Source organism: Sphaerochaeta sp. UBA5836 (assembly GCF_002432845.1).
GTDB lineage: Bacteria > Spirochaetota > Spirochaetia > Sphaerochaetales > Sphaerochaetaceae > Sphaerochaeta.
Genome location: NZ_DJGW01000057.1, coordinates 35637 through 54256, shown reverse-complemented (window position 1 = coordinate 54256; position 18620 = coordinate 35637). Strand labels below are relative to the sequence as shown.

Annotated in this window: 22 protein-coding genes; 1 reads left to right on the top strand and 21 read right to left on the bottom strand. The window is 52.0% G+C overall.

Going from position 1 to position 18620, the window contains the following annotated elements:
- Positions 1-3: 3 nt before the first annotated feature.
- The 6 genes from dnaK to ptsP all read right to left on the bottom strand — a co-directional run bounded on the left by dnaK (position 4) and on the right by ptsP (position 8333).
- Positions 4-1926, bottom strand: a complete 1923-nt coding sequence (gene dnaK, locus B3F49_RS04625; protein WP_293909275.1) for a molecular chaperone DnaK — start codon at positions 1924-1926, stop codon at positions 4-6.
- Positions 1927-2016: 90 nt separating this feature from the next.
- Complete coding sequence (locus B3F49_RS04620; RefSeq protein ID WP_293909272.1) at positions 2017-2649, bottom strand: nucleotide exchange factor GrpE; 633 nt, start codon at positions 2647-2649, stop codon at positions 2017-2019.
- 171 nt (positions 2650-2820) lie between these two features.
- On the bottom strand, positions 2821-4359 hold the full coding sequence (locus B3F49_RS04615) for a SpiroCoCo family coiled-coil protein (RefSeq protein ID WP_293909270.1): 1539 nt from the start codon (positions 4357-4359) through the stop codon (positions 2821-2823).
- Between the two features lie 17 nt (positions 4360-4376).
- Positions 4377-5084, bottom strand: a complete 708-nt coding sequence (locus B3F49_RS04610; protein ID WP_293909268.1) for an HAD family hydrolase — start codon at positions 5082-5084, stop codon at positions 4377-4379.
- 2 nt (positions 5085-5086) lie between these two features.
- Complete coding sequence (gene der, locus B3F49_RS04605) at positions 5087-6631, bottom strand: ribosome biogenesis GTPase Der (RefSeq protein ID WP_293909266.1); 1545 nt, start codon at positions 6629-6631, stop codon at positions 5087-5089.
- Positions 6600-8333 carry a phosphoenolpyruvate--protein phosphotransferase gene (gene ptsP, locus B3F49_RS04600; RefSeq protein ID WP_293909264.1) on the bottom strand — a complete coding sequence of 578 codons (1734 nt, stop codon included), beginning with the start codon at positions 8331-8333 and terminating at the stop codon, positions 6600-6602. Before ptsP ends, der begins: the two co-directional genes overlap by 32 nt.
- A gap of 76 nt (positions 8334-8409) precedes the next feature.
- Between ptsP and B3F49_RS04595 the strand changes: the two genes are divergently transcribed.
- Positions 8410-8940, top strand: a complete 531-nt coding sequence (locus tag B3F49_RS04595; RefSeq protein ID WP_293909262.1) for a GerMN domain-containing protein — start codon at positions 8410-8412, stop codon at positions 8938-8940.
- On the opposite strand, the gene B3F49_RS04590 is transcribed toward B3F49_RS04595, so the two are convergent.
- The 15 genes from B3F49_RS04590 to rplF form a co-directional block, all read right to left on the bottom strand.
- Positions 8933-9709 carry a TlyA family RNA methyltransferase gene (locus B3F49_RS04590; protein ID WP_293909260.1) on the bottom strand — a complete coding sequence of 259 codons (777 nt, stop codon included), beginning with the start codon at positions 9707-9709 and terminating at the stop codon, positions 8933-8935. The genes B3F49_RS04595 and B3F49_RS04590 overlap by 8 nt on opposite strands.
- Positions 9709-10509 carry a TIGR00282 family metallophosphoesterase gene (locus tag B3F49_RS04585; RefSeq protein WP_293909258.1) on the bottom strand — a complete coding sequence of 267 codons (801 nt, stop codon included), beginning with the start codon at positions 10507-10509 and terminating at the stop codon, positions 9709-9711. The genes B3F49_RS04590 and B3F49_RS04585 overlap by 1 nt, the downstream gene beginning before the upstream one ends.
- A 7-nt stretch (positions 10510-10516) precedes the next feature.
- The gene (gene rny, locus B3F49_RS04580) at positions 10517-12049 is read right to left on the bottom strand and encodes a ribonuclease Y (protein WP_293896071.1); all 1533 of its coding nucleotides are present in this window, start codon (positions 12047-12049) and stop codon (positions 10517-10519) included.
- A gap of 211 nt (positions 12050-12260) precedes the next feature.
- Positions 12261-12719: a 50S ribosomal protein L17 gene (rplQ, locus tag B3F49_RS04575; RefSeq protein WP_293896068.1), complete on the bottom strand. Its 459-nt coding sequence runs from the start codon at positions 12717-12719 to the stop codon at positions 12261-12263.
- Positions 12709-13761, bottom strand: a complete 1053-nt coding sequence (locus B3F49_RS04570) for a DNA-directed RNA polymerase subunit alpha (RefSeq protein ID WP_293896065.1) — start codon at positions 13759-13761, stop codon at positions 12709-12711. Before B3F49_RS04570 ends, rplQ begins: the two co-directional genes overlap by 11 nt.
- Before the next feature lie 9 nt (positions 13762-13770).
- Positions 13771-14412, bottom strand: coding sequence for a 30S ribosomal protein S4 (gene rpsD, locus B3F49_RS04565; protein ID WP_293896062.1), 642 nt, complete (start codon positions 14410-14412; stop codon positions 13771-13773).
- Between the two features lie 18 nt (positions 14413-14430).
- Positions 14431-14808 (bottom strand): 30S ribosomal protein S11, encoded by a 378-nt coding sequence (gene rpsK / locus B3F49_RS04560; protein ID WP_013608479.1) that lies wholly within the window; start codon positions 14806-14808, stop codon positions 14431-14433.
- A gap of 14 nt (positions 14809-14822) precedes the next feature.
- Positions 14823-15188 carry a 30S ribosomal protein S13 gene (gene rpsM, locus B3F49_RS04555; RefSeq protein WP_293896059.1) on the bottom strand — a complete coding sequence of 122 codons (366 nt, stop codon included), beginning with the start codon at positions 15186-15188 and terminating at the stop codon, positions 14823-14825.
- Between the two features lie 53 nt (positions 15189-15241).
- Positions 15242-15355: a 50S ribosomal protein L36 gene (rpmJ, locus tag B3F49_RS04550; RefSeq protein ID WP_013608481.1), complete on the bottom strand. Its 114-nt coding sequence runs from the start codon at positions 15353-15355 to the stop codon at positions 15242-15244.
- 15 nt (positions 15356-15370) lie between these two features.
- Positions 15371-16687, bottom strand: coding sequence for a preprotein translocase subunit SecY (secY, locus tag B3F49_RS04545; protein ID WP_293896055.1), 1317 nt, complete (start codon positions 16685-16687; stop codon positions 15371-15373).
- A gap of 14 nt (positions 16688-16701) precedes the next feature.
- Entirely contained in the window at positions 16702-17133 is a 432-nt protein-coding gene (gene rplO / locus B3F49_RS04540) for a 50S ribosomal protein L15 (protein WP_293909256.1), read from the bottom strand.
- 1 nt (position 17134) lies between these two features.
- On the bottom strand, positions 17135-17323 hold the full coding sequence (gene rpmD, locus B3F49_RS04535; RefSeq protein ID WP_293896049.1) for a 50S ribosomal protein L30: 189 nt from the start codon (positions 17321-17323) through the stop codon (positions 17135-17137).
- Positions 17324-17327: 4 nt separating this feature from the next.
- Positions 17328-17840 carry a 30S ribosomal protein S5 gene (rpsE, locus tag B3F49_RS04530; RefSeq protein WP_293896046.1) on the bottom strand — a complete coding sequence of 171 codons (513 nt, stop codon included), beginning with the start codon at positions 17838-17840 and terminating at the stop codon, positions 17328-17330.
- A gap of 9 nt (positions 17841-17849) precedes the next feature.
- Positions 17850-18209, bottom strand: coding sequence for a 50S ribosomal protein L18 (gene rplR / locus B3F49_RS04525; protein WP_293896043.1), 360 nt, complete (start codon positions 18207-18209; stop codon positions 17850-17852).
- Between the two features lie 16 nt (positions 18210-18225).
- A partial coding sequence (gene rplF, locus B3F49_RS04520) for a 50S ribosomal protein L6 (RefSeq protein ID WP_293909254.1) occupies positions 18226-18620 on the bottom strand: 395 nt, incomplete at its 5' end.

Genomic DNA, 18620 nt, shown 5'->3' with positions numbered 1-18620 from the left:
TCCTTAGTCTACGACTTCAAAGTCTGCATCCTCAACTCCGTCCTTCTTGTGCTTCGGCTGGGAAGCTGCTTCGGAAGGTTCTTCCTGGGTTGCAGAAGCATTGGCACCCTGAGAGGCAGTGTGCTTGTACACTTCTTCGGCAAGCTTGTATGCTGCCTGTTGCAAGGCCTCATTCTTCGCCTTGATTTCCTCGGCACTCGCCCCTTGATTCTCCATCACTCTCTTCAGGTCGGCGATGGAACTTTCAATCTTTGCCTTATCATCGCCGCTGATCTTATCCCCGTACTCCTTCAAGGACTTCTCCGTGGAGTAAATCAAGCTGTCAGCCTCGTTGCGGGCATCGATACGTGCACGTTCCCTCTTATCCTCTTCAGCGTGAGCTTCTGCTTCCTTGACCATCTTTTCAATTTCGGCGTCACTGAGGCCGCTGGAGGCTTCAATGCGAATCTTCTGCTCCTTGCCGGTGCCAAGATCCTTTGCAGAAACGTGGACAATGCCGTTGGCGTCAATATCGAAGGTGACTTCAATCTGGGGAACGCCACGGGGGGCGGCAGGAATACCGATCAAATCGAACTTGCCGAGGGTCCTGTTCTGGGAAGCCATTTCACGCTCACCCTGCAGAACATGGATGCTCACAGCAGTCTGTCCATCAGCAGCAGTCGAGAAAATCTGGCTCTTGCGGGTTGGAATGGTCGTGTTGCGCTCGATCAAGCGGGTGCAGACACCACCGAGGGTCTCAATACCCAAGGAGAGCGGCGTAACATCAAGCAACAGAACGTCCTTGACGTTTCCACCAAGGATTCCACCCTGGATTGCAGCGCCCATGGCTACAACTTCATCGGGGTTCACGCCCTTGTGGGGCTCCTTGCCGAACAGCTCGCGGACCATCGCCTGGACAGCGGGGATTCTGGTGGAACCACCAACGAGGATGACCTCATCAACATCGGCTGCAGTCAGACCGGCATCACGGAGTGCATTCTTGACCGGGAGCTTGGTGCGCTCGATCAGGTCAGCGGTCAGCTGCTCGAACTTTGCACGGGAAAGAGACATCTGCAGATGCTTCGGACCAGTGCTGTCAGCGGTGATGAAGGGCAGGTTGATGTCGGTGCTGGTCGAGTTGGAGAGCTCGATCTTCGCCTTCTCAGCTGCTTCACGCAGTCTCTGCAAGGCCATCTTGTCATTGCTGAGATCGATTGCGTTGGACTTCTTGAACTCGCTGATCATCCATTCGATGATCCTCTGGTCAAAGTCGTCACCACCGAGGTGAGTATCGCCATTGGTGGACTTAACTTCAAAAACACCATCGCCCAGCTCGAGAATGGAGATGTCGAAGGTACCGCCACCAAGGTCGTACACTGCAATCTTCTCTTCCCGTGAAGCATCCTTCCCAAGGCCATATGCAAGGGCTGCTGCGGTCGGTTCGTTTACGATGCGCTTGACGTCAAGGCCGGCGATCTTGCCTGCATCCTTGGTTGCCTGCCTCTGAGCATCGTTGAAGTATGCAGGGACCGTGATGACGGCTTCGGTGACAGGCTCACCAAGATAGTCTTCTGCGGTCTTCTTCATCTTCTGCAGGATTGCAGCAGAAATCTCCTGAGGTGAGTATAACTCTCCACGGATGTCGATCTTTATCTCATCACCATTCTTGGCGACCACTTTGTACGGAATCTTTCCAAGTTCAGAGGGAACTTCATGATACTTGCGACCCATGAAGCGCTTGATCGACCATACAGTATTCTCGGCGTTTGTAACCATCTGGTTCTTTGCAGGCTGACCTACCAAGCGATCGCCCTTGGAGGTAAATGCAACAATACTGGGAGTCGTCCTCTGGCCTTCGCTGTTTGCAATGACCACAGGATCATTACCTTCCATAACTGCAACGCAGCTATTGGTGGTACCCAAGTCAATTCCTATAATTCTTCCCATTTTATATTTCTCCTCTCCTATGTAACTATCAAATTCATGGTTCAGGGAATTTTCTCCCTGCACCTAAGGTACTCATACCGTAGCTAAACGTCAAACGTTTGGCTTACCTACTTTTACCTTTGAAGGCCGAAGTACTCTGCCATGAAGTTTGTAACCAACGGCATACTCTTCCAGTACCGTTTCGGTTTCCAAGGAATCGTCGGCAACCACCATATAGGCTTCATGCTCTTCGGGATTGAACTCCTTCCCGACTGCTTCAATTCGCCGAAGACCCCAGTTCTTCTCCAATGTAGAGTACAGCTGGGAGTTTACCATCACCACCCCGTCATGCACCTTGGTATAATCCTTGGCGGACTCAGCAGCTTCCAACGCACGGTTGAAATCGTCAAGCGGCTGCAAAAGGTCGCGGATCAGGCTCTCGTTGGCAAACTTGATGGATTCTTCCTTGTCACGGATGAGACGTTTTCTATAATTCTCAAGATCTGCACGGTCGCGAAGCATTTGCTCCTTCAAGGAGGCAACCTCACTTTGAGATGCTGCAAGCTGTTCTTTCAATTGCACGATTTCCAACTCCTTCTGTTCAAGTTCAGACGGGACATTACTTTCCTGTCCTGCTGCTTCCGAAGAAGCAGGAGCCTCCTGCTGGGTTTCAACAGCCTGAGCGGTTGCAGTTTTCACTTCATCTTGTGCATCAGACTTGCTTTTCTTATTTTTCTTTTCCATTCCATCCCTCGATTTCCCATACGCCAAAACAGGGTATTGGCACATGTCTATTTGTAAACCCGGCATACAGAAACTTCCCATGTGCCGGGCTCAGAATCATAACCATTCATATCATAGAGAGTAGCCCGACCTCGGGCATGATGATAACATACTCACACACAAGAGGAAGCGTCAAGTATTTTTGTCCTCTTCCTCATCCAGAGTGATCTCTTCTTCTTCACCCTCAGGAATATACTCAACCCATGCTTTTTCTTCCTTGGCCGAGCCCTCTTCTTCAGAGGGTTCCTCCATCTCAACAGGTTCCTCCATCTCAGGTTTGGAAAGATGGGCTTGGGCCTGCGCCTCTTGTTGCTGGATTGTTTCTGTGATCGTTTGCAGCTCATCCTGTTTTTGGGTCAATTGCAGGGCAAGAGAAGCAAGTGACGCTGCAAGAGCCGCAGCGGTGTTGTTTTCCTGGGTATTCGATGCAATGAGATTCTCTTTCTCACCATTCAAACGGATGAGATCTGCATGCAGGGTTGTCGCCTCATCCTTGAGACGCGCGATTACTTGAGCAAGCTCTTCCTGCTTACGGCCATCCCGTCGCAGTCTCTCCTGCACGTCGTCATTTCGCTGTACCAGTTGCTGAATCTGGGCGGCATACGTTTCCAGATTTACGTGTTCCTGCTCCTTGAGCTTCTCACTCATCTGTTGGGCCTGCAGTACGCGTTCCTGCAACTCCTGGATAAAACTCGTGATAGTATGTACCATGGTATGGAAAGCTTGGTCCATCTTGGTAATGGCATGGGTTAACAGGGCATCCATCTCACCATTGCATTGTTGTGAGAAATCCTTCAAGGACTGTAGTGTTTGGGCATTAACCTCTACCAACAATTGTTGCACTATCTGCTTCTGCTGAACGAGGGTTTCCTCGATTTCAGTCTTAAGCTGTTCATACTGTTTCTTCTGCTCGTTCAGGTCTTGAAAAGCCTGCTCGCGGGCCTGCTCCAATGCATGTCCGTTGGAAGCAATGATTTGATCACTCTCATCTCCGAGCTGGCGGATTTTTGCAAGTTGGCCGGAAAGGACAGCCAGGGAAGCAGCCTCATGGCTCTTGAGCATCTCTGAATGGGATGCGACTCTCGCTTGGTTGGCTCGCTCCACCTCTTGTACTTCACTCTCATACTCCTGGAGCTTTGCATACGAGCTGTCCAACAACTGCTTGACTCGAAGCTGCTGATTGGAAATTGCATCTGTGCCATCCTCTATGATGGCTTGCAACGAATTCCTGAATGCCTCGAGTCTTGCATCGAATCCGTCAATGATCGCCTGTACAGCTTCAATGCGTGGCACTTCTTCCTTGACCTGCTCGATTCGCGCCTCAACCTGTGCTGTGGTTGAGCCAAGCTTGGTCAGGGAGTCGCGATATGTGTTGAGTACACCCTGAAGCTTGGCAAGATCGTCACTGCGAACCTCGAGCTCGGTAAGTTGGTTGTCAAGCCTCATCAGCATCTGCTGGGAGGCTTCAATCTTATGATTGACCCGCTCTTCCACCTGTTGTGCGGTATCCTTGAACTGCGATCGGGCCGATTCCACTTCCCGGGAGAAAAGACTCACCTTCTGCTTCATCAAATCCAGACGTCGGTCACGCTTATCCTCCACCCGCAATAAGTAGATAATAACCAACGTGATTAGAAACAGGATGACAGGAAGCAAGAGTTCAAGTCCCATACCGCACCTCCATGCATTCAGAGTACCAGAGAAGCGAACTCCTTCCAAGAGCAGACTACAAGATCGGCATCAGGGTAGACTGGTTTGTGCTTCGAGGTAATCAGGCAGGAGTACATACCTGCCTTCTTGGCACCTTGACAATCCTTGGAGTAGCTGTCTCCCATGAAAAGAACCTGAGTCGGAGGCAGTGCCAAACGTTCAAGCAAAAACGAGAATGCCCGGCTGCTCGGTTTCAGATAACCGCTTTCTTCAGAGCTGTATGCATGGTCCACGAGGTCAGCAATCCCCAAAGTCTCCAGTTTGCCGGCGAGAGGGAAATCACTGAAAACCGCAATGGCAAGACCATGCCGTTTCGCCTCAATGAGTGCAGAGCGCATCCCATCATATGCCTTGATCGAACGAAATGAACGTTCCCAAGCCTGATAAAACTGCCGCTCGATGGATGCACGAGTTTTTTGCAGACTGTGCGCATCCAGAGGACGGCCGAGCCGACCGGCAACCAAACGAGCCTGAAAGTCCAACAAGCCTTCACGATTCGGCCTCAGGCCCGGCTCCTGATCCTGGAGCCGGCGATACTCTTTACGGGCCCAGTTGAAGGCCATGGCCAACCGAAGCGAAGGGAATGTGGAGCGAAGCATTCTGCTGTTGAGCATCCGCTTGGGATAGATGGTTCCATCAATATCGAGGCACAGTACCCTGATGCCTTGGTCTACCAAGAACCCCATTCTTAATCCCGCCTCCGGCCGCTCTGCTTCTCGTTGCGCTTACGGGCCTTGTCTACTGCAGCCTTGTTGCCGGGTTTGGTAGCCTTCGGTTTTGCTACCGCCTTGCCTCCAGTGTTCCGCTTCACCTCTTTCTGGGGTGCAGGATTGGCTGGAGCCTTAGGCCCACGTTCATGCAGTGAGGGATTTCGCCTCCGCTCACGAAGATCAATCTCGACGGGGATGAGGGTAAAACCAAGGTCCTTTCTGATGTTGTTCTTTAGATATTGGATGTAAATCTGCGGGAATTCCTTTACACGGTTAACAAAAAACAGGAATTTCACCGGATTGGCGCTGATTTGGGTTCCATAATACACCTTATAGTGGCCGCTGCCGCCGCGTGGTGGTTGATAAGCCTCGCTCCAGACCTTGATCGCCTCATTGAGGCGGGCGGTGTCAACGCGCTTGTTCAGCTGCTTCCACACCATCCAGACCATGTCGAGCAGCTTCCCGATATCCTGGCCTTTCAAGGCGCTGATGGAAGTAATCGGTGCAAAATTGAGAATCGGGAACAGGAATCTGACTCGGTCCTTGATCGCCTCCAACTCATTGCCGATTCCTGCAAGCAGATCGATCTTGTTCAATACCAGAATGATTCCCTTTCCACGGCGTACTATAAGATTGGCAATCTTCTTGTCCTGATCGGAAAGTCCTTCGACGCTGTCGATCATCAACAAAACAACATCGGCTTCATCAATCGTCTTGATGGCACGGTTGACCGAGTAATACTCGACATCCTCCTCAACCTTGCTCTTGCGCCGGATGCCTGCGGTATCGAGTACGGTAAAGTCGGTTCCCTTGTAGTTGAAGGCTCCCATCACCACATCACGGGTGGTACCGGCAATGTCACTGACGATTGAAATATCCTTGCCGACCAACAGGTTGGTCAACGTGGATTTGCCGGTATTGGGTTTACCGAGAATCGCAATCTTCACCCGTTCGGCTTCCTCGGGGGCCTCTTCGAGGCTTACCAAATCGAGCATGCCCAGCAGGGTTTCCTCCAACTCCTCGATACCCAGACCATGGGCGGCTGAAACACCCAAAATCCGCTGATACCCATACTCGTAGTATTCCCATAGCAGGTCTTCCCGTTTGGGGTCGTCTATCTTGTTGACCACCAAGACGATCTTGTCGGTGTAGGGGCGCAGGTACTCCAAGAGCTCCCGATCCTCGGCGGTTATTTCGGTGCAGTCCATCATAAAAATTATGGCATCGCTGATGGAGAGCAGGCTCAGGCTCTTTTGTGCTACCAAATCATCCATGCTGTCCCGGTCGACTTTTACTCCGCCGGAATCGATGAGGGTGACCGGGTGGTTCCCCAACAGCCAACGCTCGGGAATCGGATCGCGGGTAACCCCGGGCGTGGGGTCGGTAATGGCTCGGCGTTTTCCAATGAGGCGATTAAAGAGGGTGGACTTGCCCACATTGGGCCGTCCTATGATGGATACCACAGGAATCTTTACCTGGGTATCAACGGTTTCAAATGGTGGTGAAATGATCGAATCGGTCATGCATCCACTCCCTTATATAGGTGGTAATGGTTAGATAGGAGTCCATGCTCAGCACATGTTCGGCAAGTTTCTTTGCCTCCTCGTAGGAGACGGAACGAAGAATTTTACGAACCTGAAGCAGGCTTTGGGACCCCATACTCAATTCATCCAGTCCCATCCCTGCCAACAGCACGGAACAGAACGGATCGGAAGCCATCTCCCCGCAGAGGCTTACCGGTATGTTGTTTTGGTGGGCCATTTCGATAATCATCCTGATCGACCTGAGCACCCCGGGGTGGAATGGCTGATACAGGTAGGCGATCTTCTCATTTCCCCGATCGACGGCGATGGTGTATTGGATCAGGTCATTGGTTCCAATAGAGAAGAAGTCCACCTTCTTGGCCAGAATATCTGCACACAAGGCTGCAGAAGGCACCTCGATCATCGTCCCCACCTTGATATCGGGATCAAAGGGAATGTGTTCACTTCGACACTCCCCCTTGACATGCTCGAGGAGGTGTAAAACAGCGTTCAACTCCTCCACCCCGCTGATCATGGGGAACATGATCTGCAATTTTCCGTAGACACTGGCGCGGAGCAACGCCCTGAGTTGAACGGTAAAGATATCCTTGCGAGAGAGACAGAACCTGACAGCCCTCCAACCGAGGATGGGGTTCTTCTCATCGATACCCAAACCGCTGACCACCTTATCCCCTCCGATATCGATGGTACGGATGGTTACCGGCTTGGGCGCCATAGCCTCGATGATCTGTTTATAGACCTGGAACTGCCGCTCTTCCGAGGGAGTCTCCAAGGATTCCATATACAGGAACTCGGAGCGAAACAACCCGATTCCTGAAGCACCGCAGGCCTTGGCGGCTTCCACCTCGTTGGAAGTCTGGATATTGGTCTTCAAAAGGATCTCATGCCCGTCGGTCGTGGTGGTGGACAGGCCGGCCATCTGGTGCAGCTCAAGTTCGTGCTGCTGCCAGAGAGCATACCGCTCATCGAGCATCTGTGAAACCGTATGGTCTGGCCGGATGAAGGCCTCGCCATAGGTGCCGTCGACGATGATTTCGTCCCCGTCGTTGACTGTCTTCGACGCCCCGCCGGCAGCAAGCACGGTGGGGATGTTGAAAGCCCGAACCAGGATTGCCACATGGCTGGCCCTGCCTCCGCCATCGAGGCAGATGCCCAGGATGTGCGTCTTGTCCATCGCAAAAAGCTCGCTGGGCATCAGGATGTCGGCAACAAGAATCACATCCTCGCTCAGGTGTTCCATCCGTCGCTGGCCCTTGCCCTTGATCGCATCGATCAAGTACAACGATACATCCTTGAAATCCACAGCACGCTCACGAAGCAGGTCGTCATCCGTCTGCTCAAGAAGCGCCACCATGCTCGAGGTAACTGAATCGATGGCCCATTGGGCGCACACCAGATTGGTGGTGATATAGGCTTCAATCTGCTGAATATATTCGGGATCCTCGAGCATAAGCAGATGCGTTTCCAGAATGTCCTTCGACTCTCTGGAAATATTGCTTGCGTCATGCTCTTGCAGTGTTTGTTTCGCAGTCTGCAGGGCGCTGCGGAACTTTGCCAATTCACCAGGCACCCCATCGGCCAGGATATGCTGCTTCTCTGCAGCCAAAGAAGCGTGGTGGTGAACCAACGCCTTTCCCTTCGCCAACCCTTCGGAGGCTGCTATGCCCTTGAATATCCTCATATGTAATGTACTATACGGACTTTATCTACTGATGTAAAGCTGGAAACACAACCGTCGATTCGCTAGAATGGTTACGATGGAAGATCCAATCCTCGATGAAAAACCAAAAAATCACCGCCCTGTAGTGCTGTTTCTCATCTGGCTGCTCTTCACCGTTGCAGTCACAGCTCTCGGATATCCGCGTGTGCGCACCTCCATTGAGGAAAGCGGTGTACTTGAGGTGTTGAAAAACAGTACGGCAGATCAGCAAACCCAAACCAACCTGCGCAAGGTAGAGGTGGTTTTCGTCCAGTATCCCCTGACATACCAAACGTTTTCGGTCCAACAGCCACGACTGGGGGGAAGTGTCTATCACGATACGTTTGAAGCATTGCTCGCCGGACCATCGCTTGAGGTTCTCAAGACTGGAGCGGTCAGCTACCTGCATCCAGACACAACCCTCAGAGGGGTCACCCTCTCCTCAAGCATCTTGTATGTGGACGTCTCCAAGGAGTATTTGCTCTCGCCCGATCTTGAAGCAGCACGCCAGCAGATACGACGCACCGGTCTCGCCTTCCCCCGCGTAAAGGATGTAGTAATCCTTGTTGAAGGAAAACCGCTTAGCTGACCAGATTCTCCACCTGTTCAGTCATCTGGTCCTTGCTCAAGCCGGGCTCCATTTTCAACAAGGCAAGAAATTCACTATTCCCTTTATGCCCGGTGATCGGGCTCATCGCCAATTGATGCATCCCAACCCCATCCTCGGCAAGCAGGTCATACACCTTTCGCATGACCTGTATCAGGATGGTACGGTCCTGCACCACTCCGTTGAAGTTGGTCATCCCCTTGGGAACCTCGAACTGGGGCTTGATCAAGCTCACCAACCAACCATCTTTACACAAGGAAAGAATGTGGCTTGCCGCCCCGGCAATGGATCGAAACGAAAGATCGCAGACGGCGGCATCGCATGCCGGATCCAAAGACTCGAGGGTCATGATGTTCTGTTTCTCATGCACAATGACCTGGTCGTTGGTACGCAAGCGCCAGTCGAGTTGGTTGTACCCGACATCGACGCTATGGACCAGCCTGGCTCCGCGCTTGAGCAGGCAGTCGGTAAACCCTCCGGTGGAAGCGCCCGCATCGAGCATGACTAGATCCTGCACATCCAGAGCGAACCGATCTAGTGCATGCTCAAGCTTATAGCCGCCGCGGGAGACATAGGCATCGAAGGTGAAGGAGAAAGAGGATTCGGGATTGACAAGAAGACGAGGATCGGTTGCGAGCACACCATCGACCAGCACATTGCGGCAGACAATGAAGGCTGTGAGCTGGTCCTTGGTATACTCGTCAAACTGCCGGCCGAGGGCCTTCAGCAGTGCAACCTTCCGAACTTTCATCAAATATCGTACAACCTTGAGAAGCGCTCGATCGAGATTGCCTGACCGCTTGCCGCATCGATGGTGATGCAAACCCCCTGCAACACAGGTGCTGTATTTGCAACTTCGGTACGCAGAGGCATCTGTGTCAGCTGCTTGGCAATCGAGACGGAGGGATCTGAACCGATGACACTTGCAGACGGACCGCAGAGGCCCAAGTCAGTGATGTAGGCGGTTTTCCCAGGGAGAATTTTCTCATCGGCGGTCTGAACATGGGTGTGGGTACCCACAACTGCCGATACCTTGCCGTCCAAATGGAAGGCAATCGCTTCTTTCTCCTCGGAATTTTCTGCATGAAAATCAACAAGAATGATGGGGGTCTGCTTTTTCAGGCGCTGTACCTGGTCGACACCCACCCTGAACGGACAGTCGATGCTGGGCATCGACTGACGTCCCTGGAGATTCAGAACAGCAACCTTGTAGTTCTTGATATCCACCACCACCGAACCATGACCAGGAGCCTGAGGGGGATAATTCGCAGGCCTGAGCAGGCGCTTCTCACTGTCGAGCAGACCCCTGAGATCATCCTGCTGCCAGATATGGTTCCCGCTGGTTATTACATTGATTCCCAGAGAAAAAAACTGGTCCATCAGCGCTGCCGAAAGGCCGAAGCCATTGGCGGCATTTTCACCGTTGACTACGACCACATCAGCACGGTAATCCTTCACCAGGGTGTGCAATCCGATAAAAAGAGCCCTGCTTCCGGGCTGTCCGCAGACATCCCCAAGCAGCAGGGCGACACATGTTTTTGCATCAGCCACGAACAACCTACCTAGCGTACTCGACGACCCTCATCTCTCGGATGATGGTCACCTTGATGCGTCCCGGGTATCTCAATTCAGCCTCGATGCGCCCGGCGATGCCCTTGGCAATCTCCTTGGCACCATCATCGGTGACCTGATCGTTGTTCACCAGAATCCTCAGTTCTCGCCCGGCCTGGATGGCATAGGCCTTATCGACTCCGGTGAAGCTCTCGGCGATCTGCTCAAGAGACTCGAGACGCTTGATGTAATTATCCAACGTTTCACGACGGGCGCCGGGGCGTGCGGCACTGATCGCATCGGCAATCTGTACAATGACAGCCTCGATGGTTTGAGGTTCCGCATCGTTGTGATGGGCAAGGATTGCATTGACAACCCTTGGATCCTCACCAAGGCGCTTTGCCATATCAGCACCAAGTTCAGCGTGGTTCGCATCACTCTCGGTCTCGATACCCTTTCCGATATCATGCAACAAGCCCGAGCGCATCGCAAGCTCACTGTTGGCACCAATCTCACTGGCGATCATGCCGGAAAGAATGGCGACTTCCTTGGAATGGCTGAGCACATTCTGACCATAGCTGGTCCTGAAGTGCAACCTCCCCAAAGCCCGGATGGTTTCCGGACCAACGTTGTGGATGCCAAGATCGAAAATGACCTTCTCACCCTCATCGGCGATGATTCTTCCAATTTCCTTGGTAACCTTGTTGACCACTTCCTCAATGCGTGCCGGATGAATGCGCCCATCCTGGACCAAGCGCTCAAGGGAAACCCTTGCAATCTCTTTGCGAACCGGGTCGAAGCATGAAATGACCACAGCCTCAGGAGTATCATCGATGATGACATCCACCCCGGTAAGGGTCTCAAGGGTACGGATGTTTCTTCCTTCCCGACCAATGATCCTGCCTTTCATTTCGTCGCTGGGCAGACTCACCGAGCTGACCGTCACATCACTGACGACCTCCGTGGCAAGTCTCTGGATTGAGGTCACAACGATATCACGAGCCTTTTTGTCAGCGGAAAGCTGCGCTTCCTGCTCAATCTTATTGATCATGAGCTGCGCATCTCTCCTCGCATCGTTGTACATTGTCTCCATGATGATGTTCTTTGCCTCATCAGCGGACAATCCAGCAATGCGTTCAAGTTCAATAATCAGGCTGCCTTCTTTTTCGGCAACCTCTTGTTCTTTCCGGGAAAGTCCAGCTTCCCGGTCTCCTAATTGCTTTTTGATAGCATCTAATTCAGCCTGCTTATGCTCAAGATTCTCTTCCTTCTGAAGAATTCGTCTCTCGACGCGCTGCAGTTCACTCCGTCTTTCCCTAGCCTCTCGTTCCTGCTGTTGTTGTTCTTTCAACAACTGATCCCGAGTCTCAAGCAAGAGCTCTTTGCTCTTCGCTTCCGCTTCCTTTATCGCTTCCTCGTTCAGCCTGATCGCTCTCTGTTCGACCGAGGTAAGCTTAAATTTCGCATACAGCCAACGGCTCAACCAACCTAAGATGATACCAATAAGACAACTAAGGAGGATGATAAGTATACGTTCCATATACTACCCCCTATTGTAATGGTACTATGATACGTACGCTTGTCCGAATTGTCAAGGCTCGAAAGTACCACTATCATGTCTGTAAGTACAGATTATTCAGTTAATTACGGAGAATTGTACAGCCTTACGGAACAAATAAAAAACCGCCGTCACAACAACAGCGGCTTCACCCAAACGGGTTCCTGATTCATTGAAGAGGCACTTCGGAGGCTTAGTTTTCCTCTTTGTCGCTCTTCTCAGCCTTCTTGGCTGGTTTATCGGCCTTCTTGGCAGCCTTTTCAGCTTTCTTCTCGGCCTTCTTCTCGGGCTTTGCGGTCTTCTCAACCAGCTCGAGGATTACCATCTCGGCAGCGTCACCGAGGCGGTTGCCGGTCTTCAGGATGCGGGTATACCCGCCCTTCCGCTCGACAAACAAGGGAGCGATCTCTGTAAAAAGCTTTACAGCAACAGCTTCGTCGGTGATGTCCCGGGCGATCAGACGGCGATTTGCAACACTGTCAATCTTGGCGCGGGTAATCATCTTCTCTGCCATTCTGCGAACTTCCAGAGCCTTTGCCTTGGTGGTCTCAATCCGTTCATATCTGAACAGGGAGGTCACCATGTTGCGCTTGAGGGCCTTGCGGTGAGCAGAGTTCCTACTAAGCGCATTGAATCCAATCCTATGCTTCATTCTCTTCTTCCTTGTTCCCAGGTACTTTGATTGCTGTCTTCAGAATACTGTAGTCCGTCATCCCGAGACTGAGATTCCATTCTTTCAGCTTTTCCTTGATCTCCTGGAGGCTCTTCTTGCCGAAGTTCCTCGTCTTTGCAATCTCTTCCTCAGTCTTCTTGGTGAGATCGCCGATTGTACGGATGTTGGCATTCTTGAGGCAGTTGCTGGAGCGAACGGTGAGTTCGAGCTCCTCAACCGAGGTAGTGAGAATCTTGCGGACCCTCTCTTCCTCTTCGTTAACCTCATCATTGTTGCTGATCAGAGTCTCGTCGAAGTTGATGAAGATCTGGAAGTACTCCTTCGCAATCTTCGCAGCTTCAGCAAGAGCATTCTGCGGTGCAATCGTACCATCGGTGTAGATTTCCAGTGTAAGCTTGTCGTAATCGCTGCGATAGCCGACACGGGTGGGTTCAATCGAATACTTGACGCGGGTAACCGGTGAGAATGTGGCGTCGATGGGAATGGTCCCGATCTCTTCCACATACTTCTCGTTGATTTCAGACGGGACATAGCCCCTACCAAGGTCAATCTGGACCTCCATCTCGATGTTGGCATCATCCATCATCGTGAAAAGAACCAAATCCTTGTTGGTGATCTCAACCTGGTCACGCTCGAAGTTTGCGCCGGTTACAATGCCGGGCCCCTTGCACTCGATGAGGAGGTTGGTTCCCTCCGAATCCTCGGGCATCCTGATCTGAAGTTTCTTCAGTGCAGCAATGATGTCGGCGATATCCTCGCGGACCCCTGGAAGCTGCTCATACTCGCTGGAAATCAGGTGGGGAACACCATCCTCATTGAAGCTGGTGAACTTGACGGCAGTGACGGCATACCCCTGGATAGATGAGAGGAGCACCCTCCTGAGCGTGTTTCCGATCGTGGTTCCAAAACCTCTCTCAAACGGATAGGCAATGAATTTTCCATAGTTCGGCTCAACTGCGCTGTGTTCGAAGGTTATCCCCTTGGGCTTCTTGAAGCCCTTCAGAAGGTTTTTGCGTGCCATGGTTACTCCTTATCTGGAATACAACTCGACAACCAACTGTTCGTTGATCTTCTCGAGCTCGGTGACTTCACTTCTCCTCGGAACAGCTATGAAGGTACCCTTCATTGCATCCACGTCCAGGCTCAGCCACTGGCAGACACCGGACTTGGTGTATTCCTTGAGGTTTTCTTTAATCATAAGCATCTTCTGACCCTTGGCACCAACGCTGACTACGTCACCGGGGCGCAGGCGGTAGGAAGGAATGCTTACACGCTTTCCATTCACAAAAATGTGACCATGGTTGACGAACTGAGCCGCCTGATTGCGGCTGGCTGCAAAGTGGAGGCGGAACACCACATTGTCGAGCCTCTGCTCCAGAAGCATGATCAAATTCTCACCAGTCTTACCGGGAATTCTTGCTGCTTCGTCGAATGTCAGCTTGAACTGTTTCTCGAGCATGCAATAGGTTCTCTTCAATTTCTGCTTTTCGCGCAGCTGCAAGCCGTAATCGGTCGGCTTCTTGGAACGTGCGCGGGGATCCTTGCCCGGAAGGCCGGTGGACTTTACATCGTTCATCGGGCACTTGCCGCTGTGGCAACGCTCTCCCTTGAGGAACAACTTGGTCCTCTCAGCCCTGCAATATCTGCACTTAGGTCCAGTATATCTTGCCATGTATCTGCTATCTCCTCATCAGACTCTTCTACTCTTGCGAGGTCTGCATCCATTGTGGGGGATGGGGGTGACGTCACGGATGGATCGGACCTTCAGTCCAAGCACACCCAACGTTCTGATGGCGCTCTCACGGCCAACGCCTGGTCCCTTCACAAATACGTTCACTTCCTGCAGTCCGCTGTCCATAGCAGCCTTTGCTGCCTTCTCGGCAGTGGTCTGTGCTGCATAGGGGGTGGACTTCTTGGCACCGCGGAACCCAAGTCCGCCGGCACTTGCCCAAGATACCGCATTCCCGTTGAGGTCGGTTACGGTAACAATGGTATTGTTGAAGGTCGCCTGAATATAGACGTTCCCTTCATATACCGTCTTCTTGACTTTACGCTTTGCTGTAGCCATATGGTACCTGCTCCTTATTTCTTCTTAGCCGCAACGGTCTTCTTCTTACCCTTGCGAGTACGGGCATTGGTCTTAGTCCTCTGTCCATGTACCGGAAGACCCTTACGATGACGAAGGCCACGGTAGCAGCCAATGTCCATAAGGCGTTTGATATTCAGAGCGACCTCTGTTCTCAGACGTCCCTCAACCTTGTACTCTTCCTCGATTACCTTACGAAGTACTGCAAGATCCTCGCTGGAAAGGGTGTTGATGTTGGTATCGGGATTAATATTTGTTTTCTTACAAATTTCAACCGCCGAAAACCTACCGATCCCGTAGATATAGGTCAAGGCGATTTTCACTGCCTTGTTCGGCAAATCTACACCTGCAATTCTCGCCATTCATGGCCTCCTGAATTTCTCTTATAGAGTAGGAAGGCTTGCGCCGAACCCTGTTATCTCTGTCTCTGCTTGTGCTTGGGATTGTCACAAATAATGCGGACCACCCCATTCCGTCTGACTACTTTGCACTTGTCACAAATCGGTTTGACACTTGCTCTTACTTTCATGTTCTAGCTCCTAGCCTAAATATGTTTTGACTTCCTGCCACCCACATTGAACCCATCGTAGTGGTGCATTTTCATGACACCCTCAATCTGGCGCATGGTATCCAGGTCAACGCCGACAAGAATCAGCAATGACGTTCCACCGAAGAGCATGGCCACCGTCGAGGGGAAGTTGAAGAACTTCTGTACCAGCGTGGGAATCAAGGCGATGAAAGCCAAGAAAATGGAGCCGGGAAGAACGATGCGGTTGAGAACCCTTGTCAGGTACTCTTCCAATTTCTCGGACCGTACACCGGGAACCGAGCCACCATTCTCGCGAATCTGCTTGGCCATCTCTACCGGGTTCATAGACACCTGCGTATAGAAGAAAGCAAACGCTATGATCAACAGGGCGTAGATAATCAGATAAGGGGCACCCTGCGGATTCAGCCAATTGGCAAAGGCGGCAAGCCACCTTACTTCCGGGCCCAAGGTAGTAGCGATCTGCAACGGGAAAGAGAGCAATGCGCTTGCGAAAATTACCGGAATAACGCCCGAGGGGTTGACCTTGATGGGGATGTACGTACTTTGTGCACCGTACATCTTCCGGCCTACCACACGCTTTGCGTAGTTCACGGGAATCTTGCGGACGCCCTGCTCCTCGTACACGACGAGAGCGACAACCACCAAGAACATCACAAAAACCACCAAGACAACGATCGGATTCAGCACACCCGCGGAGATGCTTCTGAACAAGACCGACATGGCCTCGGGGAATCTTGCGACGATACCGGCGAAGATCAACAAGCTGATACCGTTTCCGATACCCCACTGGGTGATCTTGTTACCGATCCAAATCAAGAGCATCGATCCGGTGGTCACAGTCAGCATTGCCACCAACGTGAACGGAAGGACGCCCATAGTCATCACGCCGGGAATGGAATTGGCGTAGATGGTTACTACATACGACTGAATCAGACAAACAACAATCGTACCATATCTGGTGTACTGCTGAATTTTCTTGTGGCCTGAAGGATCCTGAGCCAGCTTCTTCAAGGATGGGATGACCAACATCAGCAACTGCACAATAATCTGCGTGCTGATATACGGCATGACACCAAGCATAAAGAGAGAGAAGTTGGAAAATGCTCCGCCGGAGAAGAAGTTCAAATACTCAGTCAGACCGATATTGGAACTTGAGCTCTGTGAAAGAAAAAACAGTTTCAGAACCTCCGGATCAATTCCCGGAATTGGAATCACGGCCCCGATCCTGCTGACGATCAGCAGGCCCAGGGTAATGAATATCTTCTTCCGAAGATCCTTGATTCTATACATCTCAACTAAGGAGTTTGCCATAAAGCCCTTCTTTGTTATCTGATTTCGCCGCCCGCAGCCTTAATCTTTTCGATTGCGCTTGCGGAAACCTTCAGTCCGTCAATGACTACCTTCTTGGTCAGTTCCCCATTGCTCAGGATTTTTGCCTGTGCATTGAAACCCTTGACCAACCCAGCGTCCTTAAGGGCGTCGAGGGTAACTACATCTCCATCTTCAAAGTTGGCGGAAATCACATCGAGGGATACGACCTCATACTCCTGCTTGAATACGCTGTTCGAGAAACCCCTGCGAGCGACACGGCGGTACAGAGGCATCTGACCGCCCTCGAAGCCAAGACGGACACCACCGCCGGAACGGGAATTCTGTCCATCGTGCCCCCTACCGCTGGAGCGGCCCTTCGAGGAAGCGCCACGACCAACGATAGTCTTTTTCATATTGGCACCCTTGGGTGCTTTGATCTGTCCCATCTTACATCTCCTCGACTTTCACAAGGTGAGCTACTACACGGACCATCCCAAGGTTTGCAGGGGTGGCGTCATGTACAACCGAGCTGGAAATCTTGCCGAGTCCCAGAGCCTTGACAGTCCTGCGCTGATTAGGCAGGCAGCCGGCGAGGCCTTTGACCAGGGTGACCTTGATCTTCTTTGCTTCAGCCATCATCTTACCCCCACATCTCGCTCAGGGACTTGCCCCGATTCTTCGCAACAACCTTTGCATCAAACAGGTGCTCCAGTGCATCGAATGCAGCCTTTACCGTATTGATGGAGTTCTTGGAGCCAAGGCTCTTGCTCAGGATATCATTGATACCGCATGCATCGCAAATGGCGCGCACAGCACCGCCGGCGATAACACCGGTTCCGGGTACTGCGGGCTTGAGAAGCACACTGGCACTCTTGTAATTGCCGACGATCTCGTGAGGAATTGAAGACTTCTTCACCGGAACGACAATCATATTGACCTTTGCACGATCGACGGCCTTGCGAATAGCTTCGGTTACGTCGTTGGCCTTGCCAAATCCGTATCCAACCTTCCCGTTCTGGTCGCCTACGACCACCAGGGCCGAGAAGGAGAACCTTCTACCACCCTTGACAACCTTGGCAACACGGTTGAGCTTGATCAGCTTCTCGACATACCCGTCGTTCTTATTGTTATCTCTTTCTCTGGATCTTTCCACAGTTTCCCCCTAGAACTTGACGCCGGCTTTACGTGCGCCGTCAGCGATGCTCTTGACAATGCCGTGGAACAGATAGCCGTTACGATCGAACACACAGGTATCGATATTCTTCTCGAGCATTTTCTTCCCGACGGCCTCTCCAAGCTTGGCTGCATCGGCAACATTGTTCTTCAAGCCCTTCAATTCACCTTCCATGGAGCTGGCGGACACAAGGGTGCACCCGGCCACATCGTCGATGACCTGAACATACATGTGGGAGTTGCTGCGGAATACGCTCATCCTTGGCTTGCTGGCAGTACCGGAGATGTTCTTGCGAATATGATGCTTGCGACGAGCAAGCTTCTTCCTCTTGTCGATTACTCTATTCATCTTTCTTACCTACCCACTATTTCTTTGCCGAAGCGGTCTTACCAGCCTTGCGACGGATGACCTCGTTATCGTACCGAATACCCTTGCCCTTATACGGCTCAGGTCCGCGGAGGGAGCGAATCTCGGCACAAGTCTGTCCGACAAGCTGCTTGTCAATGCCGCTGAAGACAACCTTGTTGGGGTTCTCAACAGTAGCAGTGATTCCCTGGGGAATTACAACTTCAAACAATTCGGAGAAGCCGAGGTTCAGCGTCAGCAGATTCCCTTTCAGGTCGGCACGATAACCGACACCATTGATCAGCAGGGTGCGGGAGAATCCTTTGGAGACGCCCTCGACCATGTTGTTGATCAACTGGCGATAGAGACCTTGGAAAGCATTGGCTTCCTTGGACTCATCCCTGGGAGCAACCT

What these genes read in the sequence shown, in the direction of transcription:
- dnaK (WP_293909275.1), bottom strand. Translation starts at nt 1,926, where the DNA reads ATGGGAAGAATTATAGGAATTGACTTGGGTACCACCAATAGCTGCGTT.
- B3F49_RS04620 (WP_293909272.1), bottom strand. Translation starts at nt 2,649, where the DNA reads ATGGAAAAGAAAAATAAGAAAAGCAAGTCTGATGCACAAGATGAAGTG.
- B3F49_RS04615 (WP_293909270.1), bottom strand. Translation starts at nt 4,359, where the DNA reads ATGGGACTTGAACTCTTGCTTCCTGTCATCCTGTTTCTAATCACGTTG.
- B3F49_RS04610 (WP_293909268.1), bottom strand. Translation starts at nt 5,084, where the DNA reads ATGGGGTTCTTGGTAGACCAAGGCATCAGGGTACTGTGCCTCGATATT.
- der (WP_293909266.1), bottom strand. Translation starts at nt 6,631, where the DNA reads ATGACCGATTCGATCATTTCACCACCATTTGAAACCGTTGATACCCAG.
- ptsP (WP_293909264.1), bottom strand. Translation starts at nt 8,333, where the DNA reads ATGAGGATATTCAAGGGCATAGCAGCCTCCGAAGGGTTGGCGAAGGGA.
- B3F49_RS04595 (WP_293909262.1), top strand. Translation starts at nt 8,410, where the DNA reads ATGGAAGATCCAATCCTCGATGAAAAACCAAAAAATCACCGCCCTGTA.
- B3F49_RS04590 (WP_293909260.1), bottom strand. Translation starts at nt 9,709, where the DNA reads ATGAAAGTTCGGAAGGTTGCACTGCTGAAGGCCCTCGGCCGGCAGTTT.
- rny (WP_293896071.1), bottom strand. Translation starts at nt 12,049, where the DNA reads ATGGAACGTATACTTATCATCCTCCTTAGTTGTCTTATTGGTATCATC.
- rplQ (WP_293896068.1), bottom strand. Translation starts at nt 12,719, where the DNA reads ATGAAGCATAGGATTGGATTCAATGCGCTTAGTAGGAACTCTGCTCAC.
- B3F49_RS04570 (WP_293896065.1), bottom strand. Translation starts at nt 13,761, where the DNA reads ATGGCACGCAAAAACCTTCTGAAGGGCTTCAAGAAGCCCAAGGGGATA.
- rpsD (WP_293896062.1), bottom strand. Translation starts at nt 14,412, where the DNA reads ATGGCAAGATATACTGGACCTAAGTGCAGATATTGCAGGGCTGAGAGG.
- rpsK (WP_013608479.1), bottom strand. Translation starts at nt 14,808, where the DNA reads ATGGCTACAGCAAAGCGTAAAGTCAAGAAGACGGTATATGAAGGGAAC.
- rpsM (WP_293896059.1), bottom strand. Translation starts at nt 15,188, where the DNA reads ATGGCGAGAATTGCAGGTGTAGATTTGCCGAACAAGGCAGTGAAAATC.
- rpmJ (WP_013608481.1), bottom strand. Translation starts at nt 15,355, where the DNA reads ATGAAAGTAAGAGCAAGTGTCAAACCGATTTGTGACAAGTGCAAAGTA.
- secY (WP_293896055.1), bottom strand. Translation starts at nt 16,687, where the DNA reads ATGGCAAACTCCTTAGTTGAGATGTATAGAATCAAGGATCTTCGGAAG.
- rplO (WP_293909256.1), bottom strand. Translation starts at nt 17,133, where the DNA reads ATGGGACAGATCAAAGCACCCAAGGGTGCCAATATGAAAAAGACTATC.
- rpmD (WP_293896049.1), bottom strand. Translation starts at nt 17,323, where the DNA reads ATGGCTGAAGCAAAGAAGATCAAGGTCACCCTGGTCAAAGGCCTCGCC.
- rplR (WP_293896043.1), bottom strand. Translation starts at nt 18,209, where the DNA reads ATGAATAGAGTAATCGACAAGAGGAAGAAGCTTGCTCGTCGCAAGCAT.